Annotated in this window: 21 protein-coding genes; 19 read left to right on the forward strand and 2 right to left on the reverse strand. The window is 52.0% G+C overall.

Translation table 11 applies throughout. The annotated features are described in order from the left end of the window. Positions 1 to 14: 14 nt before the first annotated feature. From GQS10_RS03410 to GQS10_RS03435, 6 genes are all read left to right on the forward strand, one after another. The gene (locus GQS10_RS03410; RefSeq protein WP_166239030.1) at positions 15 to 1,580 is read left to right on the forward strand and encodes an extracellular solute-binding protein; all 1,566 of its coding nucleotides are present in this window, start codon (positions 15 to 17) and stop codon (positions 1,578 to 1,580) included. 229 nt (positions 1,581 to 1,809) lie between these two features. After that, entirely contained in the window at positions 1,810 to 4,164 is a 2,355-nt protein-coding gene (locus GQS10_RS03415; protein WP_166239032.1) for a helix-turn-helix domain-containing protein, read from the forward strand. 27 nt (positions 4,165 to 4,191) lie between these two features. Beyond that, entirely contained in the window at positions 4,192 to 6,486 is a 2,295-nt protein-coding gene (locus GQS10_RS03420) for a glycoside hydrolase family 88/105 protein (RefSeq protein ID WP_166239034.1), read from the forward strand. A gap of 22 nt (positions 6,487 to 6,508) precedes the next feature. Then, entirely contained in the window at positions 6,509 to 6,874 is a 366-nt protein-coding gene (locus GQS10_RS03425) for a sensory rhodopsin transducer (RefSeq protein WP_166239036.1), read from the forward strand. A 175-nt stretch (positions 6,875 to 7,049) separates the two neighbouring features. Next, entirely contained in the window at positions 7,050 to 7,838 is a 789-nt protein-coding gene (locus tag GQS10_RS03430) for a hypothetical protein (protein WP_166239038.1), read from the forward strand. 1 nt (position 7,839) lies between these two features. Further along, complete coding sequence (locus tag GQS10_RS03435) at positions 7,840 to 8,298, forward strand: hypothetical protein (RefSeq protein WP_166239040.1); 459 nt, start codon at positions 7,840 to 7,842, stop codon at positions 8,296 to 8,298. 254 nt (positions 8,299 to 8,552) lie between these two features. On the opposite strand, the gene GQS10_RS03440 is transcribed toward GQS10_RS03435, so the two are convergent. Beyond that, positions 8,553 to 9,203, reverse strand: coding sequence for an HAD-IA family hydrolase (locus GQS10_RS03440; protein ID WP_166239522.1), 651 nt, complete (start codon positions 9,201 to 9,203; stop codon positions 8,553 to 8,555). A gap of 225 nt (positions 9,204 to 9,428) precedes the next feature. Here GQS10_RS03440 and GQS10_RS03445 point away from each other — a divergent pair, with 225 nt between their 5' ends. From GQS10_RS03445 to GQS10_RS03480, 8 genes are all read left to right on the forward strand, one after another. After that, complete coding sequence (locus tag GQS10_RS03445; protein ID WP_166239042.1) at positions 9,429 to 11,300, forward strand: hypothetical protein; 1,872 nt, start codon at positions 9,429 to 9,431, stop codon at positions 11,298 to 11,300. 89 nt (positions 11,301 to 11,389) lie between these two features. Further along, on the forward strand, positions 11,390 to 12,181 hold the full coding sequence (locus GQS10_RS03450) for a VOC family protein (protein ID WP_166239044.1): 792 nt from the start codon (positions 11,390 to 11,392) through the stop codon (positions 12,179 to 12,181). A gap of 24 nt (positions 12,182 to 12,205) precedes the next feature. Next, positions 12,206 to 12,991, forward strand: coding sequence for a MerR family transcriptional regulator (locus GQS10_RS03455; protein WP_166239046.1), 786 nt, complete (start codon positions 12,206 to 12,208; stop codon positions 12,989 to 12,991). A 55-nt stretch (positions 12,992 to 13,046) separates the two neighbouring features. Next, positions 13,047 to 13,514 (forward strand): hypothetical protein, encoded by a 468-nt coding sequence (locus tag GQS10_RS03460; RefSeq protein ID WP_166239048.1) that lies wholly within the window; start codon positions 13,047 to 13,049, stop codon positions 13,512 to 13,514. 101 nt (positions 13,515 to 13,615) lie between these two features. Next, a complete protein-coding gene (locus tag GQS10_RS03465; RefSeq protein ID WP_166239050.1) occupies positions 13,616 to 13,948 on the forward strand; it encodes a PadR family transcriptional regulator in 333 nt (110 codons plus the stop codon). Further along, positions 13,945 to 15,255 (forward strand): FtsW/RodA/SpoVE family cell cycle protein, encoded by a 1,311-nt coding sequence (locus GQS10_RS03470; protein ID WP_166239052.1) that lies wholly within the window; start codon positions 13,945 to 13,947, stop codon positions 15,253 to 15,255. The genes GQS10_RS03465 and GQS10_RS03470 overlap by 4 nt, the downstream gene beginning before the upstream one ends. Further along, positions 15,252 to 15,752, forward strand: coding sequence for a hypothetical protein (locus GQS10_RS03475; RefSeq protein ID WP_166239054.1), 501 nt, complete (start codon positions 15,252 to 15,254; stop codon positions 15,750 to 15,752). The genes GQS10_RS03470 and GQS10_RS03475 overlap by 4 nt, the downstream gene beginning before the upstream one ends. A gap of 21 nt (positions 15,753 to 15,773) precedes the next feature. Then, entirely contained in the window at positions 15,774 to 15,974 is a 201-nt protein-coding gene (locus tag GQS10_RS03480; protein ID WP_166239056.1) for a DUF6199 family natural product biosynthesis protein, read from the forward strand. A gap of 159 nt (positions 15,975 to 16,133) precedes the next feature. Here GQS10_RS03480 and arfA read toward each other — a convergent pair whose 3' ends face one another. Beyond that, the gene (gene arfA, locus GQS10_RS03485; RefSeq protein WP_166239524.1) at positions 16,134 to 17,627 is read right to left on the reverse strand and encodes an arabinosylfuranosidase ArfA; all 1,494 of its coding nucleotides are present in this window, start codon (positions 17,625 to 17,627) and stop codon (positions 16,134 to 16,136) included. A gap of 198 nt (positions 17,628 to 17,825) precedes the next feature. Between arfA and msrA the strand changes: the two genes are divergently transcribed. From msrA to GQS10_RS03510, 5 genes are all read left to right on the forward strand, one after another. Next, positions 17,826 to 18,785, forward strand: coding sequence for a peptide-methionine (S)-S-oxide reductase MsrA (gene msrA, locus GQS10_RS03490; protein WP_166239058.1), 960 nt, complete (start codon positions 17,826 to 17,828; stop codon positions 18,783 to 18,785). A gap of 87 nt (positions 18,786 to 18,872) precedes the next feature. Further along, the gene (locus GQS10_RS03495) at positions 18,873 to 19,538 is read left to right on the forward strand and encodes a VOC family protein (protein WP_166239060.1); all 666 of its coding nucleotides are present in this window, start codon (positions 18,873 to 18,875) and stop codon (positions 19,536 to 19,538) included. Between the two features lie 88 nt (positions 19,539 to 19,626). Continuing rightward, the gene (locus GQS10_RS03500; protein WP_166239062.1) at positions 19,627 to 20,589 is read left to right on the forward strand and encodes an EamA family transporter; all 963 of its coding nucleotides are present in this window, start codon (positions 19,627 to 19,629) and stop codon (positions 20,587 to 20,589) included. A gap of 4 nt (positions 20,590 to 20,593) precedes the next feature. Further along, the gene (locus GQS10_RS03505) at positions 20,594 to 20,884 is read left to right on the forward strand and encodes a DUF3817 domain-containing protein (RefSeq protein ID WP_166239064.1); all 291 of its coding nucleotides are present in this window, start codon (positions 20,594 to 20,596) and stop codon (positions 20,882 to 20,884) included. 40 nt (positions 20,885 to 20,924) lie between these two features. Beyond that, positions 20,925 to 22,694 (forward strand): thioredoxin-like domain-containing protein, encoded by a 1,770-nt coding sequence (locus GQS10_RS03510; RefSeq protein ID WP_166239066.1) that lies wholly within the window; start codon positions 20,925 to 20,927, stop codon positions 22,692 to 22,694. Positions 22,695 to 22,721: the final 27 nt, after the last annotated feature.

The following is a 22,721-nucleotide window of genomic DNA, read 5'->3' on the forward strand; positions in this document are numbered from 1 at the left end:
AGGAGAGGGTTTAGATGAGACAGAAGCAGAAAAGGTTTATCGTGTTGTCAAGTGTGTTAACGCTTTCAATGTTGGCGGCTGCCTGTTCAGGAGGCGGAAGCGCGCCGCAGCAGGGAAGCTCCAGCTCAGGCTCCGGAAGCACGGGAGACGGGAAACAGGCACCGACGGATGTATCGGTGATGGTGCATTTCCTGACCCAGCAGCCGGCCGCAGATGATAATCCGGTGAAGAAGCTGATTGAGGAAGCGACGAATACGAAGCTGAACATTCAGTGGGTGTCCTCGAACAACTACACCGATAAATTAAACGTAACGCTCGCTTCCGGCGACATTCCGGATCTTGTATTTATAAACGATCCATTTTCTCCGGTATTCCGAAATATGACGGCCCAGGGCGCGTTCTGGGAGGTAGGACCTTATATTAAGGATTACGCCAATCTTTCCAGCGGCATTTCGAAGACGGCATGGGACTTAACCAAAATGGCTGACGGCAAAAACTATGTCGTTCCGCGTCCGCGTCCATCTGAGGCTGACTCGTTCTTTATCGTACGTAAAGACTGGCTGGATAAGCTGAACCTGAAGGTTCCGACGACAACCGATGAGCTGTACGAAGTTATGAAAGCGTTTGTAGAGAAGGATCCGGATGGAAACGGCAAGGCCGATACGATCGGCTTGGCAGCAAATACGGAGCCGCAAAACACAGCGAGCCCGATCGGCACTCTCGGACATATTGAAAACAGCTTTACCGGCGTCAACGGCAAGTGGAAATGGGTCGACGGCAAGATGGTGCATAACTCGCAGCTTCCGGAAATGAAGCAGGCGCTCGAATATATGGTCAAGGCGTACCAGGAAAAACTGATTCCGGCGGATTTTGCATCGCTGAAAAATACGCAGGTGCTTGATTTATTTAAAGCGAACAAAGCGGGTATCGTCATTGAAAAGGCCGGTTCGATGAAGGTGTATTACGATCCGCTGAAGAAGCTGGTGCCGGAGATAAAGGAAACCGACTTCTACCCGGTTACGAACATTAACGGCTACAATCCGAAGAGTCCGGGCTTTGCCGGCGCACTGGCGATTCCGAAGAAGGTGCCGGAAGAGAAGATGAAGAAAATTCTGCAGATGATCGACACATGGATGAAGCCGGAGGTGTTCCAATTCCAGCAGTACGGCATTGAAGGCGTTCACCACACCGTGAAGGACGGCCAGAAGGTGATTGATACGGAAAAAATGAACGCGGACAGCGTACCGGACTTTAACCAAATCGTGTATGTGGCGGATCCGTATGCAAGCTCCACCAAAATCTTTTTCTCGGAGGAGACCAATAAGCTGTATAAGCAGATTCAAGACGAGCGGGCAAAAACGAGCTCTGCGGACCTGACGGTTGGCTTGTTCTCGCCGACAGCTCAAACCTCGATGGCGGAGATTGAGAAGAAGCTGGCTGATCTTAAGACAAAAATTATTCTCGGCCGCGAACCGATGAGCAAATGGGATGAGATGGTGGAAAGCTTGAAGAACGACGCGACGCTGAAAAAGATCAGCGAGGAATACACGGATGCGTACAAGAAGCGTACAGGACAATAAGAAACGTTTTTAAGGATAATAGGGACTACACTCAGACGAGAGTGACGAAGCTCGGATGAGAACCTACCGGAGACCAGGTGATTCATTTCAACCGGCCTCCGGTTTGGCGTTTTTTGTTTGTATGCGCTTCCGAAAAGAAAAGGAAATTGCCACGTGTAGGCAGAATAGTTATAGCTATACAGAAAGTACCTTTACATAAAGAAAGCTATACGAACGTGGGGGGACGACTATGGCCGAAAAATTGGCGCGGTGGCTGCCGTTCCGAACTGAACCGGGGCACACCCGGAGGTTCTACCGTAAAAGCTTGATTATGCTGCTATTTATCGCAAGCATCCCCGGTCTCGTTACCGGCTTCATTATTTATTGGCTGGCTACCGATCATATGCAAAGCGAGCTGCAGCAGCTTCACCAGAAGCAAATCCAGCAAAGGGCGGAAAATGTGGACGACCAGCTGGCTTATTTGGAGCTAATGTTTTCCCATTGGTCGTTTGATACCCAGTTCGACGCACAGCTGCGCGAGCTTGATTTTGTGTACGATTACGAAAAAATTCATAACTTGTATCGGACGCTGCTCGTCATGGAAGGCTCGCATCCATTGATCGAAAAGGTGGAGTTCTATCTGAATGCGCAGAAGCCATATTTGTTCACGAAGGACATTTACTATACGATTGAGGATTCGCAGAAGGCTGCTTACGAAAAGCTGCTGATGTATCCTCAGTATGAATATTGGACTCATTTGCATGGCACTGGAGAGAATGCGGTTGGTGAACTCGGTGCAGACGCCCCCTTGACGTTAATAAACAAGGTGCCCGGCGGCAGCTCCGGGGCCTTCGGATACATCGCTGCAACCGTTGACAAGGCTCGGCTAGGCAAACTCCTGAAAACGCTAACACCGTACAATGAGGGCACGACCTTTTTGATGTCGAAGTCAAACGGCTGGATGGTTACGGGAAATAATGCGGAACCCGGTTCGTTAGAGCAGGCGCTTAAGCAGCAGTACGAGCAAAAGCAGGGGAAGACCGATTCGTTCGTACTTGAGCATGAAGGGACGACCTATTCCGTATCATTCGGGCAGTTTTCCCGGCTTGGCACCACCTGGGTGTATGTTTCCGCGGCACCGCTTACGGCGATTACGGCTCCTGTGCTCATCGTTTCCAAGCTGATCCTGTGGATTAGCGCCTGCGGCTTTCTTATCGCGCTGACCTTGTCTTTTCTGGCTTCGCGGCGTTTGTACTCGCCGATTGCGCGAGTCGTCGGACTATTGTCTAAGGAGCATGGGCCCGCCAATCATCGGGATGAATTTGAGCTGATTGAGGAGCAGTGGCTGCAGGTGATGAAGGAGCGGCAGACGCTGCGTAACCGGGTCGAGGAGCAGCTGCCGTTTATGCGGGAAGGGTTTCTCCTGCAGCTGGTACAGGGGTATTTGTTCTCCCATACGGAGAAGGAGCTGCGCGAGCGCCTTCGTCATTACGGCTGGGAGCCCGACGGAAAGCAGTATACGGCGGTTTTCGCCGAGCTGAATGGCTTTGCCAATTTGGAAGGGCGGTTTGATGCCGGCGACGAGGATTTGGTCACGTTTGCGGCGGCGAATATTATTGCCGAGCTGTCGGAGGAGCGGCTTCCGCAGGTTCAGCTGCTGAATTTTCACGATCTGACGATCGGGCTGCTGATTGCGACGCCGGAGGGCAAGTCCTCCAAGGCGTTTCGCGCCGAGCTGCAGCAGCTGTGCGGCGATTGGGTTCATGCCGTAGGCCGCGTGCTTCGCATGCGCATGACGATTACGATCGGCAAGCACACCTCGCAGGTGAAGCAGATCCCGTTCCTGTTTGAGGAAGCCCGCCGGGCGCTGAATTACGGGGATTTGGGCGGCGAAAGCCAAATCATCGATTTGGAGCAGCTGGTGACGGACGGAGCGGAACAGGACTTAAGCTATCCTTTTGCCCGGGAAAAGGAAATTATTCACGCGGTGCGCGCCGGATCTGAGGAGGAAGCGCTGGAGCTGATCGAGTTGTTTATCCGGGAGCTGGCCGGGTGCAGCCCGTCAAAAGTGGTCGTTCAGCAGGGGATGCTGCAGCTGCTCGGCAGTCTCCAGCACGCGATGCTGGAGGCGGGGATTAATCCGGTTCAGCTGTTCGAGGGCGCGAACCGTTATGAGGAGCTGGCCGCCGTCAGTGAGCCGGAGGAGCTGCTCAAGTGGTTCCGCATCAAGATCGTCGGGCCTTTCGTGCGGGAGCTGATCAGCAAACAAAACCATCATCTAAAGCAGATGGTGGAAAAGACGCTGATGCTGATCAGCGAAAAATTTATCAGTCCCGACCTTTCGCTGGAGTCCTGCGCCGACCAATTCGGAACGAGCCCTTATACGCTGAGCCGCGCTTTTAAGCAGATGACTGGCGTCAATTTCATCGATTATGTCACCAACCTTCGGATTGAGAGAGCGAAGGAGCTGCTGCGCGAGACGGACAAAAAAATTAACGAAATCGCGGAAAGCGTCAGCTACCAGCATACGTATTTCAACCGGATCTTCAAGAAATATGAAGGCGTCACACCGAGTCAATACCGGGAGATGAGCAGAACGGTATAACGATGTTTGGAACGGAGGGAAGAAGGCATGGCCTATTTTCCGCTGGAAGAAAGTATTCATGTGAAGCTCGGCAATCAAGTGGAAGGGATTTTGCAAACAGTAGCCAACCGTTATGTCGGGAATAACCCGGCATATCCGATGACCTACCGCGTATATTGTGCCGGGGGTATAGAAAGGCAGCATGATTACCGCTACCGGTTCAATATGGCTGACCGATTTCCGAATATGCAGATCGGGCAATTTGTGTATGCCTGGTCGAAGCTTTGGAGTGATGCGGACGCGGAGCTGCGCTTTGCGCTGGAGACGGACTGTCCGGCGCGCCTTTATGTGAATGGCGGGCTTGTTTACCGCACGACGCTGATGGACGAAAATATCCCGGGTTACCGGGCGAATTTAACGATTAAGCTGGCCCGCGGCTGGAACCATTTCGTGCTGCGGTTCATTCACACTTCGGTGGGCTGCGGCGGAACCTTCGGTACCGCAACCTTCAAGAGTGTGCCGCTGCACATGCTTGCTCCGTCGAAAGAGCGCGCGGGCCAGGAGGGATGGATCTACTCGGAGCCGCAGGATGCCGAGTGGGAGGCGCTTCCGGCCGGAGGCGAGGGAGCACAGCCCGTTGCGGAAGCGCAGACGGGGCTCCGCTGGTACCCGGATATGCGGTGGCCCGCGACTTTGGCGAAGGTGCAGCCGCTGCAGCGGATTTACGGCAGCGGCAATTGCGCAGGCCCCCAAGGGGAACGCTCCGCTTCCAGCCATGCTGCTGCCGCTGCAGGAATACCCGAAGAGGCTGCGGGGCCAAATGCAGGAGAAGCTGCTTATGCTTGGACGAAGCTGCGCAATCTTCGCCGCGGTGATGGCGAATTTGTAATTTCGGGCATGGCGCACGGCCCCGTAACGATATATATAAACGGGATAGAAGTTTTCCGCATGGAAGGCGGCGAATTTACCGCGAAGCTGCCTCTTCGGCACGGGGCCAACGACTTCCTTGCGCTGTGCCGACGTTCCGGCGAGGGCTGGGGCTTGAGCCTGCAGCCGCTGCCCGAAGGCTTGTCGCTGCAGGCGGCACATCCGGTGCAGGGGGCGCCGGGCCCTTGGCTATATCTTGGCCCGTTCGCCGAAGGCGGGCAGCCAGACTTGGCGGAACTGAGCGACGCCGAACGGATGTGCAGCGTATTCGCGAATGCTTCAGGCGGCACCTTTTGGCGGGTAGACCTGCCGGATGGCTGGGTGCGTCCTTACGCCGAGAACCCGCTGTTTGGCCGCTGGAACTACCCGCTCGGCGTAACGCTTTACGGCTTGCTTGAGACGGCCGGGGAGCTTTCGCGGCAAGACCTCGCGGAGTATGTGAAGCGTCATATCGAAGCCTGCACGACGCTGTACGAGTACTGCCTGTGGGACCGCGATCAATTCGGTGCATCGGGCGTGCTGCACACGTTGGCAACACTCGATTCGCTGGATGACTGCGGCTCCTTCGGTGCAACGATGCTGCTTGCCCACAGTAAGCTAGGCATACATGGCGCCGAGCCGATCGGCATGCGCATTGCCGAATGGATCCGCAGGGAGCAATCGCGGCGCCCGGACGGTATGCTGTACCGCACGCGGGAGCCGAGCAATTTGCAGTCCGGAACGGCATGGTGCGACGACCTGTACATGAGTGTCCCGTTCCTATGCCGGTATTACCGGCTGACCGGCGATATAAGCTGCTTGCATGATGCGGCCTTACAGTTCAAGCAGTATAAGCAATCGCTGTATATGCCGCAGCAGCAGATCATGTCCCATGTGATCGACTACCGGAAGGGAAAACCGACGGAAATACCGTGGGGACGCGGCAACGGCTGGGTACTGTTTTCGTTATCCGAGCTGCTGGCGGAGCTGCCCCCGGAAGATCCGCACCGTAGAGAGCTGATCGGATTTTTCCGCGAGCTATGCGAGGGCTTTCTGCGGCTGCAGGGGCCCAACGGGCTCTGGCATCAGGTGCTGAATGTGCCGGAATCGTACGAGGAAACGTCCTGTACCTCGATGTTTATTTACGGCTTCGCCAGAGGTGTCCGGTACGGCTGGCTGGAGGAAACGGAGCCTTATGTCGAGGCGGTCGCGAAAGCGTGGGAGGGATTGTCGCGCATCTCGATTGACCGGGCGGGCAACGTATACGGCGTCTGCCGCGGGTCGGGTTATTCTTACACCGCAGCGTACTACAAGGATGATCTGCCTTGGCTGCTTAACGACACGCACGGCATCGGGATCGTGCTGCTGGCGGGCATTGAGGTGCTTCGTTTGGAAAGTTTTTTTCAGGAAGGGCAGACATCGGTGTTGAGAAGTTGAAATAAGAGGAGGAGATCTGGTTATGGTAAAAGGAAGCCGGCAATGGCTCATCCCGGATTGTTACATTCCGGAAATCAGCACAGGTGATCTAATCAGTCACGAATCGATTTGTCTATTAAATATCGGGTACGAGGAAGCTTTAGTTGAAATTAACGTATTTTTCGAGGATCGCGAGCCGATCGAAGGTATTGTCGTCGCTCTTCCGGGCCGCCGCACGAAGCATGTACGCACTTCCACGCTTCACAAAGAGGATGAGCATATTCCAGTGGGCGTGCCGTATGCCGTCGAAGTGAAAAGCGATATCCCGATTTTCGTACAGTACAGCCGCCTAGACAGCACACAGCCGGCGAACGCTCTCATGACGACGATGGCTTATCCGGCAGATTAGTGAAATAAAATAAGCCGAGCGCAGAGACTTCAAAAGAAGCGGCTGCAGCTCGGCTTTTTTCAGCACCGCCGCTTAGACAGACGGGCAGGTACCGTTCTAGGCGGTCTTTTTGCTGTGTATACATAAAATTCCAACCCATAGACAAAATATTCAAAACGAGTGCGGAGAGATTGTTGTGGAAAACTATTCCAACGATAATACAGCAAGACGCTATAAGGCTCATGTGAGTATTCTTGGTACGACACAACTGCATCTGAGAAACCCCTATATCATTGCATGGTGGTCAGCTGCATTCCCAGGCTTTGGGCATTTACTATTATCTAAATATATTCGGGGATATCTGCTGTTTATATGGGAGGTTTTGGTGAATATTCAATCTCAGCTCAACCTTGCCATGGTTTATTCTTTTCAAGGGAAAATCGACATGGCTAAAGAGGTGTTGGATACACGTTGGCTCTTGATCTATATTCCAGTGTACATTTTCGCCATATGGGACAGTTATCGTACGACGGTCGATATGAACAAAGTTTATCTTATGGCTAAACGAGAAAACCACCCATTTAACTCATACTCCATAGGTGCATTGGAAATTAATTATCTGGATAAACGTAATCCAATATTGTCCGTATTTTGGTCTTTAATGATGCCTGGTCTCGGACAACTTTATATTCATCGAATCGCTACTGCAGGATTTGTCATTATATGGTCCGTTGTATTTTTTTATTTTTCTCATGCTCTGGAGGCGATCAGTCTTTTGTTTTTGGGCAGGATTGAAAAAGCGACGTCTGTTTTAAATCCTGAATGGTTATTATTTTTCCCGTCACTGGTGGGGTTCTCGATATATGATGCTTATGTAAATACTGTGGAAAATAATAAGTTGTTTGATCATGAACAAAAGAATTATTTGCAAAAAAATTACCAGCATCTAGCTTTCAAAGTGCTTAAAGGGAAGAAGGTGCAATAAAATGCAAGTATTCTCGACATTTGAGTACAGCCCTTATTTAGAATTAGCTATTTCATTGCTGGAGGAAAAAGGAATCCAGAAAGAAAAAATCTTTGCCGTCCCCCTCGATAACCGATTGGAGCAAAGAAGGTTATTTGATTCACTTCACCGATCAGACGGGGTTTCTCTGATTGATATTGCAATGGCTCTAGCATCGGCTTTTTCTGTAATTGGTGCGAGTGTTGGATTTATCTTAGCCTGGGGACCGATATATTGGGGATTAATTGGGGCGTTTATTGGGTTCTTGCTTGGATTCGTAATAAAGTATATTTATTTGAAAGTAGTCAAAAGAAATCAAAGGTTACTGCGTGGTAAGCATTCGGAGCTGATCCTTATAGTTGAATGCGAAGAAAGCCTGGCCGAAATGGTGGAGTCTCTGTTATGGGATCACCAAGCGTTAGGAGTGGCAAAAATTAAATAAATACAGATGACTATTATTGAACAAAGAGAAAGTGGAAGCCCTGGCATCCATGTTATTTCGCATACTAGTTGGTGTGCTTAATGAGCTAACGACAAACGTTAGTTCACTAAAAAAGCGACAGTCTCGGACCTTCTTTTCTCGTCCATAACTGTCGCATTTTCAGTTTCCTAGCCGCGTGGAACATCGTCATTCAGTCTAATCCATACCCAGATACTCCATTATGATGTTGTTGATTCTTAATCCGCGACGACCGGTTACCCTTGGATATGCTGAAGCACTTCTTCCAGACTTCGTTCGCTCATCGAAGAAAGTCGCAATGAATATTGCTCAAAAGGTAGATGCGACGTAACCTCGTTCGGCACGATCACACAGTGCAATCCCGCTCCCTTTGCGGCCCGCAGGCCGTTTAGCGAATCTTCGAAGGCAACTGCTTCTGACGGATCAATGCCGAGCGCTTCAACCGCTTTGCGGTATAAAGCGGGATCAGGCTTCACCTTTTCCACATCTTCCTTCGTCCTGACGACCTCGAAATAATCAAATATTCCGGTTTGTCGTGCGTATCCTTCCACCCACTCGCGGGAAGAGGAGGATGCCAGCCCAATTCGTAAGCCAAGCTGCTTCGATGCCTGCAGGTAGTCTGCAACCCCATCCCGCAGCACGGGATGGATCATACGCTCTTTGTATTTTAGGCGTGCGCGTTCGCGAATCGCAGTATAATCGGCGGAATCTCCAAGCTCTTTCCGAATATAGTCATTCAGCGCTTCATCGGTAGTGCCGACAATAACGGCAAACTGCTCGATGGGAAGCTCAAGCCCTTCCTCACGAAGCACATCCCGAAACGCATAGTACCAGTACGATTCCGTATCAATGATCAACCCGTCAAAATCAAACACAACCGCTTTAATCGCCATTTTCCGTTACTCCTCCCGAGGTGGGTCTCTAATTATTCTCTCATTATACAAGAAATGAATTGGTCTGGGAGATTTTTGCAACAAAATGAATTCAAGAGCGTCTAATGTTTTACAAATGATGACAAAAAATAGGGGCTGTTTGATTGAAACTAGAGGTGAGGGAGTTAAAGAAAAACAGGAGCTAGCTCCTATGTCAAATGTTTACGAAAGGAGGCGGCGATGCCGTATTTACGCTTAGTTACCTTAGTTTTACTGGTGGAGGTTCTGATCACGGCTTTGGCCGGCCTTGGATTGTATTATGGTTTTTCTATTTTCCCCATTTCACTGCCAACAGCAACGGGGGGAGCTGCAGACTCTCAGGCCGGTGGCATAACCGCGACTCTTCCGATGTATATGCCGTCTCTATCGGATTTGAAGGTTCCTTATACCTTTTTGCCATCCGCTAAGCAGGAATGGGGTGTAGCGGCTTTATTTGTGTCGGCGGCATTGCTGGGACTGCAGAGCTTTGTACGCGGCATGTATCTTGGCGGAATCAAAGGATGGGTGCTTGGGCGTTCTGCGGTCCCATTGATCGCTTGCGGGCGGATGTATTTTCAGGCGATGATGGCGTGGAGTGTATTTCAAGCAGTCACGGGTTTGCTGACCTTAGCTCTGTCCGTTATTTTCATTCCGCTAGGGTTCATTATTATTCTTATTCTGTTCTTGTACTCTCTTACGCCTTACTTGATCGTTCTGCAAGACCTTTCCTTTGGCGAAGCGCTGGCGAAGGCGCCGCGGGTATTTAGACAGAGTTTCCGGAAGCTTCTCCCGCTTGCGCTGCTGGCGATACTTTGCACCTTCATGATCAGCTTCACGAAGCTTTTGCCGTCGGTATTCGGGTACGCTGTCCCCTTGCTAACGTACGCTTTGGTCGGTACGTGGCTGCTAATTGAGCTTATGGGACAATTAAAAACTCATTTGAGGTTGGCACGTGAGGAGGTTCCGAGGCTGCCTCTTAAAGCGATTGATACGAAGCGTGCTGCCGTTTTTTTATGGGTGCTGCTTCTCGCAGGCTCGCCCGTTGCCGGAGGGTTGGCTGCTTTTGGCCAGCATCTGAATGCATTTCATTTGGCTGAAAAAAATCAATATTCCGGTGTATCGTTTTTTAATAGTTTATCGGATGTATTTTACTCGACGGAGCAGCAATATACGACGTACGAGTGGCGGGCAGGAGACTATCACATCAGCATGAACATTCCGGACTTGTCGGGCAAACGAGATGAGCTGCGGGGAACAGCTAATATTCGTTGGCGGGTAAATCAAGAGGTTCGGTCCGTAAACGGGAACATCGCTCACACCAATGTAGAACCGGTTACCATGAACAGCCGTTTGGTGTACCGTCTTGAACGTGAGATTGCAAAGGACGGCAGCGTATATTATTCAAGCTTGAACGGCTTCGCTTCGATCATTCCGGCTGGTGGACATTCCCGAGAACCCCTCTCCGTCCAAATGATGGTGAGTGGGGATGGAAGCAGTATCTATGTACTTCAACATCCTACGCGTTTTGATGCCTCGCGCGTTTTCCGTGTATCGGAAAACGGGAAGTATTTTATCCCTCAAACAAACGAAATGAACCCGATGGACTTTCAGACCTATTGGTTCACCAAAGAACATCGGCCGGAGAACATTTTTGCTATGCTAGCTTCGAAAAATGAAAATATTGATTTCCCTGCTTTTAACGGGGCGTTCGAGGCGCTTGCTGCGGCGATGCAGGAGGCGGATGGAAGAGTGGTCGTCGAAATATTGGAAATGCTGCGGCGAGGCAATGTTCATGTGAAAGCGCCGGATTGGGATGAACAGGAGTGGACGCGATACTTGCGAAACCAGTATGAGGGAGCAGACGTGGAACAGATCATGAAGCTTGTAACTAGGGCGGGTGCGCAGTCCAGTTATATGAGGAGGGAGCTGGCGGACAGGAGCAGCGAGAAGACGGCCGTCTATCAAATCGAGGTGCACTATCCGAAGACGGTATTGAGATTTCACTACGAAGAGTCCAAAGAAGATAGAAAGCCGTTATCTGTTTCCATAGAAATGGAGGACGAGAATCAGTAATTGTTCTCTTTCTATTGACATTAAAGTTACTTCAAGGTGTAAGATGGGACTATTCCAAAGTATTCCAATTGTAGAAGGGAAGCGAAAGAATGGAGCCGAACTTTATTTTTGACGGCGGTTTTATTATGGTCCCGACAGATCGTTTTGAGGAAGGAGTAGAGTGGTACAAGAAGCATATGGGATGGGAGCTTATTGATACTGCTCGCACCCCGGTAGGCATGAAAGCCTTCTTTCGGCTGCCGGCCGGAGGGCAGGTGAATCTCAAGTCCTTCGAGCTGCAGCATGAGCATTTTACACCGGACGACTACGAAGAGGGGAATGTCCGGTTTTGCTTCCGGACAGCGAATCTTGAGCAGGCTATCGCGTATTTTCAGGCGGAAGGTATTGCATGCTCTGAGCCGGTCGAAATGCCGGACGGGGGTAAAAATGTTGATATTACGGCATTCGCCGGTGTCCGCCTTACCCTGAGTGAGGACCGCGAGTTTGAGGGCAAACACCCGGATTCTCGTGTGATTGGATATGCTCCGAGGCCGCTCTGGATTGGGGTAAAGGACCTTGAGGCCGCTGCAGAATGGTACAGCCGGATGGTAGGTTTACAGCGTGTGGATACCAGCTATGACGAGCAGGGATTTGTGCTTTTGGGTGATGGGGAGTGGGACTTTGTTTGGCTGCAGCAGCTGCCCAAAGAGCAGCCGGTTGTGAAAGCCAATCCGGGAGCGCGGCTGTATTTTCTCATTCCGGAACGGCAAGCTTTCCTGGATACGAATCAATGGCTGGCTCAGCAGGGTGTTGAAGTATGCCAGCCGGTCGGAGGGCGGTGGATGGGCTATCACCTTCATGATCCGGATGGCAACCGGTTGAATGTGTGGAGTTATTATTAATATCGAGCAGCCGGGGGGATCGACATGGAACAGGCGATGACGATCCAGCTGTTTTCGGATCGGACAGGCTTGCCTGCCAGTACGCTGCGTTATTACGAAAAGGAAGGGCTCATCAGGCCCCATGTCAGAGGGGAAAACGGCTACCGTCTGTATACGGAAGAGCAAATTCCGATCGCGCTAACCATCCATTCTCTTCGCTTAGCGGACGTGAGTCTCCGTGATATACGCGAGTATTTGGGCAGCAGCAGTGCGGAGCGGAAGGGGTGGCTGATTAAATGGCGGGAGGAAATCGACAGTAAAATAACGTCCCTTCATATTTCGCGGCAGTATTTATACGGTATTGATGCAGCGGATGATCAGGCCGTCCGGCTGGTTAAATGGGAACAGCCTGTTCCATTTCTGTGGTATCCGGTAACGGTAAAACGGCAGCTTCATCCATACAATGAAGCGGTCAGAGCGACTTCCGCAGCGTTCCAAGGCCGTTTCGGTGTACAGCCGAGCGAAGCCTATGTACGCACCGACTCAGCGGATCGGACGACGATGACCGGATGGATCGGATACCGTCTTCCTAAAGGACGAGCAGCCGAATGTCATGGCGAGCAGGTTAGGATGACGGATCATGCTCCTACCCTGTTCGTCACCCTTGACTGCATGGTTTCCGACGAATTCGTATGCTTTAATCTGATGCTGCTGCTCCAAAAGTTTGGCTTTGAGCCAGCTGGACCAAAGCTGGAGCGCTACAGCCTGAAGGATTTGAGTCAGTATCAGTGGATGATTCCGGTGCAGCATATGCAATCGCGAGACGTGTAGAGGATGCAGTTCTTGTAAGGGAAGGCGGTTTGACTCTGTTAAAAGGGGGGCTTATGTGAACGGAAATTCAATGCATTACTTAACGTATGCCGCGGGAGCGGGAGGAATCATTTCGTATGTATGTAATATGACGGTCTTTATCTTTTTGTGCAGGGTAATGTATAAGCAGGACCTTGACATAATGACGATCATTCTCGCTACTCTTATGGCAGCAATCATTTTTATAAGCAGCGGGTCTCTATTTTTAACGATAAAAAGAATGCTGACGATCCGGGAGCTGCAGCTATCGGAAGGGGAAATGGTTGTTGGACGATCTGCAGTTAAAGCTGAGCAGATTGAGATGATCATGAAGATGGGTTATTTTAAGCCATGTATTGGAATCAAGCTGCGTGGGAGAAAATTCGTACCCGGGTCTTTATTTTTTCGTTTTCGTAACGAGGACGAAGGATGGGCTGATTTATGCAGGTGGACTGAGAAGAACAGGGTGTCCATGGCGAATAAACCCTTTTTGATTTTGCTGTAAATTGTCATAATCCTTTTCCTATTGCCAATATCCAAAAATAGGAATATACTTATACCTAGATATACGATGTATCGTAAATCAAGGTGAAGAGGTGATAGGGCTTGAAGGTGAATAAAGAGCTGCTGAAAGGCAGTACGGCGACGATGCTGCTTGCTCTTTTGAAGGAAAAGGATCGCTACGGCTATGAGATTATTAAAGAAATCGAGAAGAAATCGGAGGGGGTCTTTGTGATGAAGGAAGGGACCTTGTACCCGATTTTGCACTTATTGGAGAATGACGGTCTGCTGGCTTCGTTTTGGAGTGAGCAAGAGGGACGGAAACGGAAGTATTATAAAATCACGGATGAGGGCAGAGCTCAGCTAGCGGAAAAACAACGGGAATGGATGCATTTCCGCACAGCGGTCGATAAAGTGCTGGGGGAGGGGGCGCTGTGAGACGGGTAGAGAATTATGTTGAAGTGCAGCATTTTTTAAACCAAGTCTGTGCGCGCATCCAAGCCAAAGAGCTTCATCGAAATGTGAGAGACGAGCTGGCGGGGCATATCGCAGACCGTGCCGAGGCATTGCTTCTGGAGGGGATGGACGAGAAGCAGGCGGTACAAGCCGCAGTAAGCCAAATGGGCAATCCGGATGAAGTCGGCAAAGGCTTGAACAAAGCTCACAAGCCGGCCCATGATTGGCTGTTTATGATCGCCATTATAAGCTTGGCTGGGATCGGTATACTCGCTATGGCGACCGTACAGGAGGCTATGGGGTCCGAGCTCGGGGGATTGCTGTTTCGGAATAAAATCATCTATATGCTACTAGGGACCGCGGTTCTTTTCGGCTGTTATTTTTTAGATTATCGAAAGCTCAAGCCGTTGACGTCCTATTTGTATGGCGGGGCCATTGTAGTCATGGGCTTGACCTTACTACTGGGCACCGAAATAAATGGCACACGATCTTGGCTTGCGATCGGCCCATTGGGGTTTCGTACAGGAGCAGTTGCGGTATTGCTGCTGCTCATCTCGCTTTCCGGAGCAACGCCTGCACGGCAGTGGGGAAAGCGAACCAACCAGCTCTACCAGCTTACGCTGCGGTATTTGCTGCCCGCCGGGCTTTTGGCCGCAACGGCGACACTTCCTTACGTGATGCTCTATACAATCGGGTTTATCGTATTCGTTTGGACCACCAGAACGGATAAAAAGCAGCTTCTTCTGCTAAGCCTGCCCATCCTGTCAGGGGCGGTTATATTCGTAACAAGGGATTCTTCTCTGTTCGATCGCATTAGCGAATTTTTAAGTCGAGATGCTAGGTACAACTATCACAGCGTAGAAATGGTAAAAGCGGTGCAGTCCGCAGGCTGGACGGGGCATGGGTTTGCATCACGGATCGACACCCTGCCTTACATTTATAGTGAATCGATCCTGCCGTATTTCATTTATTGCTTTGGTTGGGCTGCCGGATTGTTCCTGGTTTCAGTTATATTCATTTTTGTTGCCCGGCTATGGCATATGTTGAAGCGGCTGCATGATCATTATGCGACCGTACTCGGGTGCAGTCTTCTTGTTTATTTCGGCTTTCAGTTTATGTGGCCGCTGCTGGCATCTTTCGGAGTGCTGCCGGTCATCTCCATGGAAATTCCTTTTATCGCCTATGGCGGAACCACACAAATATTGCATTTTGCAGCGGCTGGATTATGGATGTCGTTGTATCGCAGAAAAAATAGGATCGCTTCAGCAGGAAATGGGGAATTGGCGTGAGCAGATTTTCTTTTGTCGCTTCCGAGCACTCGATGCCGGAAATTAATTTGGATGGCTTTAAGAGGCTAAAGGTGAAAGACTTAAAGCGGATGAATTATAAAGAGTCAGAAAACGCGATCGTATCGATTTACGATCTGGATGAGGAAACCGAGGTTTTATACGCGGAAAATGAAGCGGATATCGGAGGGCTTGTGATCTCGCCTTGTACAAACCCGCCATGGGGACTGGAGGATTATATTTCGGAACCGCACGTATATTGGTTAAACGGAAAAGGTGACGACAGATGGTATCATCAGGTAAAGGAATACTTGGAAACGAATCTTCCCGAACAAGGCTGCGTTAAGCTGTGGTCGATGTGGTTTGGAGACGGGTACCACAAGCCATCGGTGATCAAAAGAAACTTGTCTCAAATGAGCAAGGAAGATTTTGCATGGCTGAATCGTCAGAACAGCGGATGTATCGAGCTTTATCGAAGTGAGAACGAAATCCGCTGCTAACTTCTTGGGAGGTGGCTGCGCATGCTTTGGATGGGGATTTTTTTGACGGTTTTCGGATTGGTAATGCTTTTAAGGACGGAGCTGTTCTGGAAGCTGACTGCCAGCTGGATGTCGTACGACTTTACGGAGCCTTCCGGGCTTTATCTTTGGAACACCCGCATTGGCGGAGTTATCGTAACGGTAGTTGGCTTAGCAAGCATCGTAGCCGATTTGATGCTTTAAATACATAATGGCGGCAGCTCTGGACAAAAGCTTGTCCGTTGGAAGGAACCCTGGTTCTCGTATACTGTGTAACCCAACATAACGTAGTGAAACGGAATGGCTCTACTAGAAAACGGCAGCCCGTGACTCATTAGTGAGTCCGGCTGCCGTTTTGTATGATTACGACTCCAGCTTTAAACGAACCACATTCCACGAAGCTTTCGGCAGCTTAACCGTTAGTCCGGTTTCGTTTCTCTCCGATTGCCCGCCCGCATGCGGCTTCACGTTATCCGGCTGCGCCTCGGTATTCCTTGCCTTAACATCGTCATGCTCCAGCACCAGATGCTCAAGCACGCGGAATGCTCCGAAGCTCCGCAGATCCAACTCCAGAAGAAGCCCATCCTCCAAATGACGATTCACCGCAAATACGGTAACCTCGTTTTCCTCTTCAAGGTAAACCGCGATGGATTCCACATAAGGCACATCGGAGAAGTCCTTGCTGTCGTATTTCGGCGACTGCACGATCGGCTGCAGCGCTTTGCCTCTTCCATATAACGATGCATGCAGAAACGGATAAAAAATTGTTTGCTTCCAAGCAGGCCCGCCGTTGGCCGTCATAATCGGCGCAATGACGTTCACCAGCTGAGCCAAGCACGCCATTTTCACCCGATCCGCCCGTTTCAGCAGGGAAATGAGCATACAGCCGACCAGCAGCGCGTCCTCATGCGTGTAAATATCCTCAAGCTGCGGCGGAGCGATTTGCCACGGATCGAGCTGCTTATCGGCGTCATGGGAGTGGTACCAGACGTTCCACTCGTCGAAGGAGAGGTTCATTGTTTTTTTGCTGCGGGTCTTCGCCTTAATATAATCGCAGGTGGCGATTACGGTGCCGATAAACGCATCCATATCAAGCGAACGCGCCAAGAAGTTCGGCGTGTTATTTTCACGGTTGCTGTAATACGTATGAAGGGAAATATAGTCCGCTTCTTTGTAGGTATGCTCCAGCACGGTTGCTTCCCACTCCGGGAAGGTCGCCATCTGTGAATTGGAGCTGCCGCACACAACAAGCTCGATGGAGGGATCGACCCACTTCATTGCTTTAGCCGTCTCGCGTGCCAGCACGCCGTAATCATGCGCGGATTTATGCCCGATTTGCCATGGGCCGTCCATTTCGTTGCCGAGGCACCAGGTTTTGATCCGGTGAGGTTCACGGTACCCGTGCTTGATGCGCAAATCACTCCAGTAGGTGCCGGACGGGTGATTACAGTATTCCAGCCAATGTCGCGCATCGTCGATTCCCTGCGTGCCCAAATTAACCGCCATCATCACCTCGCTGCCGGCCGCTTTGGCCCAATCGGCAAACTCGTTCGTGCCTACCAGATTTGGCTCAACGACCCGCCAAGCCAGCTCCAGCCGCTTTTTGCGCTCCTCTTTCGGGCCGACGCCGTCAAGCCAATCGTAGCCGGAAACAAAATTGCCGCCGGGATACCGCACGATCGGGACCTGAAGCTCACGAACAAGTGCCAGCACATCTTGTCGGAAACCGCTTTCATCTGCGGTCGGATGATTAGGCTCATAGATGCCTCCATAAACCGCGCGGCCCAAATGCTCAATAAATGAGCCGAAAATGCGCTTATCTACCTCGGAAATGACAAAATGCTTATCCACGATCATAGTTGCTTTGTTCGTCACGGTGAATCCTCCTCTTTTCTTTGATTTATTATTATGTTAATCAGTTTATGTATTTATGAATTCAATTAAAACATGTTTTTGTAAACGCTGCAAGCCCTATTATGAAAAGAGCGTGTGTTTCAGTTATAATGATTTGGATTACTCTTGACCGATGCGGGTCAATAGAATGGAGGTATAACGATGACGGAAAAACAAAGTGAATTGGCGACGTTTGCCGGGGGCTGCTTCTGGTGTATGGTAAAGCCGTTTGATCAATTCCCCGGTGTACATAAGGTAACTTCAGGCTATACGGGCGGGCATACGGAAAACCCGACTTATAAAGAGGTTTGTTCGGAGACGACCGGACATGCGGAGGCCGTGCAGATCGAATTTGATCCGCAGATTATGCCGTATGAAAAGCTGCTTTCGATTTTTTGGCAGCAAATTGATCCGACCGATCCTAAGGGTCAATTTCATGATAAGGGCCACTCCTATCGGACCGCGATTTTTTACCATAACGAGCGGCAGCGTGAGATGGCCGAAGCCTCCAAGCGGGAGCTGGCGGAAAGCGGCCGGTTCAGCAAGCCGATTGTGACGGAAATCGTGCCGGCCCAAACGTTTTATGAAGCGGAGGAGTACCATCAGGATTACTACAAGAAAGAACCGCTGCGTTATCAAATGTACCGGAAAGGCTCCGGACGCGATGCGTTTATTAAGGAGCATTGGGGCGAAAAGAAAAACAAGGAAGAGCTCAAGCGCCGCTTAACTCCGATGCAGTACGAGGTGACGCAAAACAACGGCACCGAGCCGCCTTTCCGCAATGAATATTGGGATTTCAACGGGGAGGGGCTGTATGTGGATATCGTCTCCGGCGAGCCCTTGTTCAGCTCCTTGGATAAATTCGATTCCCACTGCGGCTGGCCGAGCTTTACAAAGCCGCTTGAGGATTCTGCGGTTAAGGAAGAGATCGATCTGTCGCACGGCATGATCCGCACCGAGGTGCGAAGCGGCGATGCGGATTCGCACTTGGGGCATGTGTTCCACGACGGTCCGGGACCAAGCGGGCTGCGCTACTGCATTAATTCGGCAGCGCTGCGTTTTATTCCGAAGGAGGATTTGGAGAAGGAAGGCTACGGGGAATATCTGAAGCTGTTTTCATAGGAAGTCCACTTTGGGTGTGAATCTGAAGTGTGGGTTCCGGTGAAAGATGCGAAGGGTACACCATGTCAGTCACTAAGGGGGGAAGCCATGCGGTTTACGAAACTAACATTACGAACATCAGCAATGGAACAAATGATCGATTTTTACCGCAGCGTCCTGGAGCTTCCGGTTCGTGAAGAAGACGATTCCGGCTTCTCCGTACAAATCGGGTCTACCTTAGTCCATTTCCAGCGGGTGGCTGGGAATGGGAATCCATTCTATCACTTTGCCATCAATATACCGGAGAATCGCTGGAGTGAGGCTAAGCAGTGGGCCAAAGCAAGAGTGTCGCTGAACAAAGAGCAGGATGATGACGAGGTATTTTTTGTCGATTGGAATGCGCATGCCTTTTATTTCGAGGACCCGGCGGGAAATATCGTGGAGCTGATCGCCCGGCATAACCTTGACAACGCTGTACATCACCCGTTTTCCTCTGGCGATTTGCTGGAGGTCAGTGAAATCGGGATCGTGGCGGAAGAAGTCATTCCCCTTGTGCGCAGGCTGAATGAGCTTGGTATTCCGAATTGGCGGGGGGACAGCGACGGCTTGACGCCTGTAGGGGTTGAAAACGGCTTGTTGATCGTTGTAAAGCAGGGGCGCCGCTGGTTTTTTGCCGATCAAGCCGCCGAGTTTTATCCGGTGGAAGCTGAAGTCGAGGGGCTTGGACGATTATCCTTTGAAGCTCGGGGCTCTATCACGCTAGCACAAGAGTAAAAACAGCAGCACGACCAGCGTAAAATTCGCTAAGGCGATGTCCTTTCGACCCCGTTTCATTGTTATATAAAAAGAGGAGTGGGTAGAGGTGCGCAATGTTTGGGGAGCCGCTGTGCCGCTGGCGCTGGCGATGTTGATCGTCGGGAGCTTTGTTCCGGTAAACAAGGCAATTACCGAGTCGTTTCCGGTTTTTCTCGCCTCGGGCATGAGGCTTGGATTAGGGTTTGTACTGCTGCTTCCGCTGGTGTGGCGCAGGGTTGGCCATTTCCCCCGGCTGGCGCTGAGGGATCACGGAGTGTTGTTCGCTCAGTCTTTCTTCGGAGTGTTTTTATTCAGTATTTTGCTGCTGGTAGGACTGAAGCAAACGTCGGCGCTCGAGGGCTCGATCATTATGGGAACGACGCCGGTCGTGATCGGTTTGCTTTCTGTCATTCTGTTTAAGGAACGCTTTTCGATGCAGCAGGGCTTCGCCGTCGGGACCGCTATTGCGGGTACGCTCTTGATCCAGGTGTTTGGTGCTTCCGGACATGGAGGCGGGGCGAGCGGAACATGGATTGGCAACCTGCTTGTATTCGGCGCAGTGGTCGGCGAAGCGATTTTTATGACGTTCGGGAAGCTGGTCGCCAAGGGCACACCTCCGATGGTGATAGCCCTATTTACAAGTATGTACGGGACGCTGTTGTTTCTGCCGTTCGCGATTTGGGAGGCGATGACCTTCTCCTTCACCAAAGCTAGTACGGTGGATTGGGCTTTAATTTTGTACTCCGGTGCGATCGTGACGGCTCTTGCGGTCGTTCTCATGAATATGGGCACCTCGAAGCTGCCGGCGATGACGGCGGGGGTGTTCTCCGCGTTAATGCCGCTAAGCGCTGTGCTGATTTCTGCGTTGTTTTTGCACGAGCCGCTGCAATTTTATCATATCGGCGGGCTGATGCTGATTATAACGGGTGTTATGCTGACGCTGCGGCAGCCCGCAGTGCCTGTGCCTGCACCTGCTGTTCCAGCGCCAGTTCCGACGCCATCGTCGACAAATCATTGGAAAGGGGGATGAGCTTATGATGGCATCACCATTAGGCCGTTTTCGCGCGGTCGCTCTGGTGGAAGGCATTTCGTACTTGCTGCTGCTGTTTATAGCGATGCCGATGAAATATTGGGCCGGCATTCCGCAGCCGGTTACCGTGGTCGGGGCCGTTCACGGCCTGCTGTTCTCGTTATATATTTTGACGCTGCTGCATGTGTGGATTTCACTAAAATGGCCGATTCTGAAAGTAATGACTGCATTTATTATTTCATTAATACCGTTTGCAAACTTTGTGCTCGAGGCTAGACTGCGGAAAGAGATGTAATCCCAGTCTTGGCTTTGCTTCTGGGCGGGAAGGAGAAGGAATGAAAGCGCCGCAGCTGCCGACAACCTTTACTTGGCTGAATACGGACAAGCCTCTCTCGTGGGAGCTTTTGTCTGGTCGAATCGTGCTGCTTGATTTTTGGACATACGGCTGCATCAACTGCATGCATACCGTGCCGGATTTGGCTTATCTGGAGGAGCGCTTTGCCGAGGAGCCGTTTAAGGTAATCGGGGTTCACACCGGAAACTTCGAGACGGAACGCGATGTACGGCAAATTCAGCTGGCGATCGAGCGGCTGCACATTCGTCACCCGGTCGTGGTCGATGAAGCGGGCGTGATATGGCAGTCGTATGCGGTAAAAGCATGGCCGACGTTTGTCTTGGTCGGGCCGCGCAGGCAGATCCTTGGCACCTGGTCGGGCGAAGGCAACCGTGAGCGGCTTGCGCATGCGGTGAGCGCGGCACTGGCCGATGCTCGGGCGAAGGGGGAGCTTGATCCGTCACGAATCGCACCGAGTGAGGCCGCTGAGCCCTTGGCGATTCAATCGGGAAGGCATAAACCGGGGGCGGTGCGCACCGGCTTGGCATTTCCCGGGAAAGTGGCGGCCGATCCGGAGCGGGGACTGCTATTCGTCGCCGATTCCGGCAACCACAGGGTGGTCGGGCTCGAGCTTCGCGGCCCGGGGATGGCGGCCGTACGGTTTATCGCGGGCGGGACGGAGCCCGGCTTCCGCGACGGTTCGGCGCAGGAAGCGCGCTTCCGCAACCCGCAGGGGCTGCATTATGCGGAGGGGTCGCTGTATATATGCGACCCCGGCAATCACCGGCTGCGGGTGCTGGACTTGGCCAGCGGCGCAGTCGGCACGGCTGCTGGCAGCGGAGAGCAGGGCCGGCCCGGCGGACGGGGCGGCCCTGCTGCGGAAGCTGCGCTGAATTCCCCGTGGGATGTGACGCAGCACGGGGAATCGCTTTATGTGGCGCAGGCCGGCGCCCACCAGATCTGGCGCTGCGAGCTTCGCAGCGGGCTGGTGGAGCCGTTCGCCGGGCGCGGCCAGGAGGCTCTCGCCGACGGCCCTGCCGGCGAGAGCTGCTTTGCGCAGCCGAGCGGCATCGCCGTGCTCGGGGGCAAGCTCTTTGTCGCCGACAGCGAGGCGTCCGCGGTGCGCACGGTGCGTCTCAGCGACGGCGAGGTCTCGACGCTGGCCGGGCCCGACGACGAGGACGCGGGAGCCGGCGACAAGCCGCTGCTGCAGCATCCGCAGGGCGTCGCGGCGGCGGACGGTCGGCTGTTCGTCGCCGATACGTTCCAGCATGCCGTCCATCAATGGAAGCCTTCCGATAAAGGCTCGGCAGCACCTCGTGATGGAGCGGCGGAGCACCCAGAGATGAGCTGGTTTGGCACAAGGGCGCCAACGGGTACGTGGCAAACGCTTATCGGCGGACGACCGGGAGCCGAGCAAAGGGAGACACGTCCTTCCAGTGCGCCGTCTAACCTTGAGCAGAGCGCGCGCACGATCGGCCCAACCCATGAAGAAGAGACGGAGGATATGCTATCTTCCGGGGAGTGTTCCGAGCATATCGATCATCTGCTGAGTCACCTTTCGCATGCGAGCGGAATGTGTGTGCCGGGCAGTTCCAGCTGCGGTGCAGATGTCGATGTTGCTGACTGCATGGACCTGTCGCTTAACGAGCCCGGCGGGCTAACGGTGATCGGTGAATACTTGTACGTCGCCGATACGAATCATCACCGGATTTTGGCGTATCATCTTCCGTCAGGGAAACAAGAAATCGTACATATAACCGATTTATAAAAGCTCTTCCGGTGCTGCCATAGCCGG

The sequence above is a fragment of the Paenibacillus turpanensis genome (assembly GCF_011421635.1).
Taxonomy (GTDB): domain Bacteria; phylum Bacillota; class Bacilli; order Paenibacillales; family YIM-B00363; genus Paenibacillus_AK; species Paenibacillus_AK turpanensis.

Bases quoted from the DNA above. Each gene is read 5' to 3' on its own strand.
- GQS10_RS03455 (WP_166239046.1), top strand. From the start codon at position 12,206: ATGGAACAGGCGATGACGATCCAGCTGTTTTCGGATCGGACAGGCTTG.
- GQS10_RS03425 (WP_166239036.1), top strand. From the start codon at position 6,509: ATGGTAAAAGGAAGCCGGCAATGGCTCATCCCGGATTGTTACATTCCG.
- GQS10_RS03505 (WP_166239064.1), top strand. From the start codon at position 20,594: ATGATGGCATCACCATTAGGCCGTTTTCGCGCGGTCGCTCTGGTGGAA.
- GQS10_RS03435 (WP_166239040.1), top strand. From the start codon at position 7,840: ATGCAAGTATTCTCGACATTTGAGTACAGCCCTTATTTAGAATTAGCT.
- GQS10_RS03495 (WP_166239060.1), top strand. From the start codon at position 18,873: ATGCGGTTTACGAAACTAACATTACGAACATCAGCAATGGAACAAATG.
- GQS10_RS03450 (WP_166239044.1), top strand. From the start codon at position 11,390: ATGGAGCCGAACTTTATTTTTGACGGCGGTTTTATTATGGTCCCGACA.
- GQS10_RS03410 (WP_166239030.1), top strand. From the start codon at position 15: ATGAGACAGAAGCAGAAAAGGTTTATCGTGTTGTCAAGTGTGTTAACG.
- arfA (WP_166239524.1), bottom strand. From the start codon at position 17,627: ATGATCGTGGATAAGCATTTTGTCATTTCCGAGGTAGATAAGCGCATT.
- GQS10_RS03510 (WP_166239066.1), top strand. From the start codon at position 20,925: ATGAAAGCGCCGCAGCTGCCGACAACCTTTACTTGGCTGAATACGGAC.
- msrA (WP_166239058.1), top strand. From the start codon at position 17,826: ATGACGGAAAAACAAAGTGAATTGGCGACGTTTGCCGGGGGCTGCTTC.
- GQS10_RS03445 (WP_166239042.1), top strand. From the start codon at position 9,429: ATGCCGTATTTACGCTTAGTTACCTTAGTTTTACTGGTGGAGGTTCTG.
- GQS10_RS03415 (WP_166239032.1), top strand. From the start codon at position 1,810: ATGGCCGAAAAATTGGCGCGGTGGCTGCCGTTCCGAACTGAACCGGGG.
- GQS10_RS03420 (WP_166239034.1), top strand. From the start codon at position 4,192: ATGGCCTATTTTCCGCTGGAAGAAAGTATTCATGTGAAGCTCGGCAAT.
- GQS10_RS03480 (WP_166239056.1), top strand. From the start codon at position 15,774: ATGCTTTGGATGGGGATTTTTTTGACGGTTTTCGGATTGGTAATGCTT.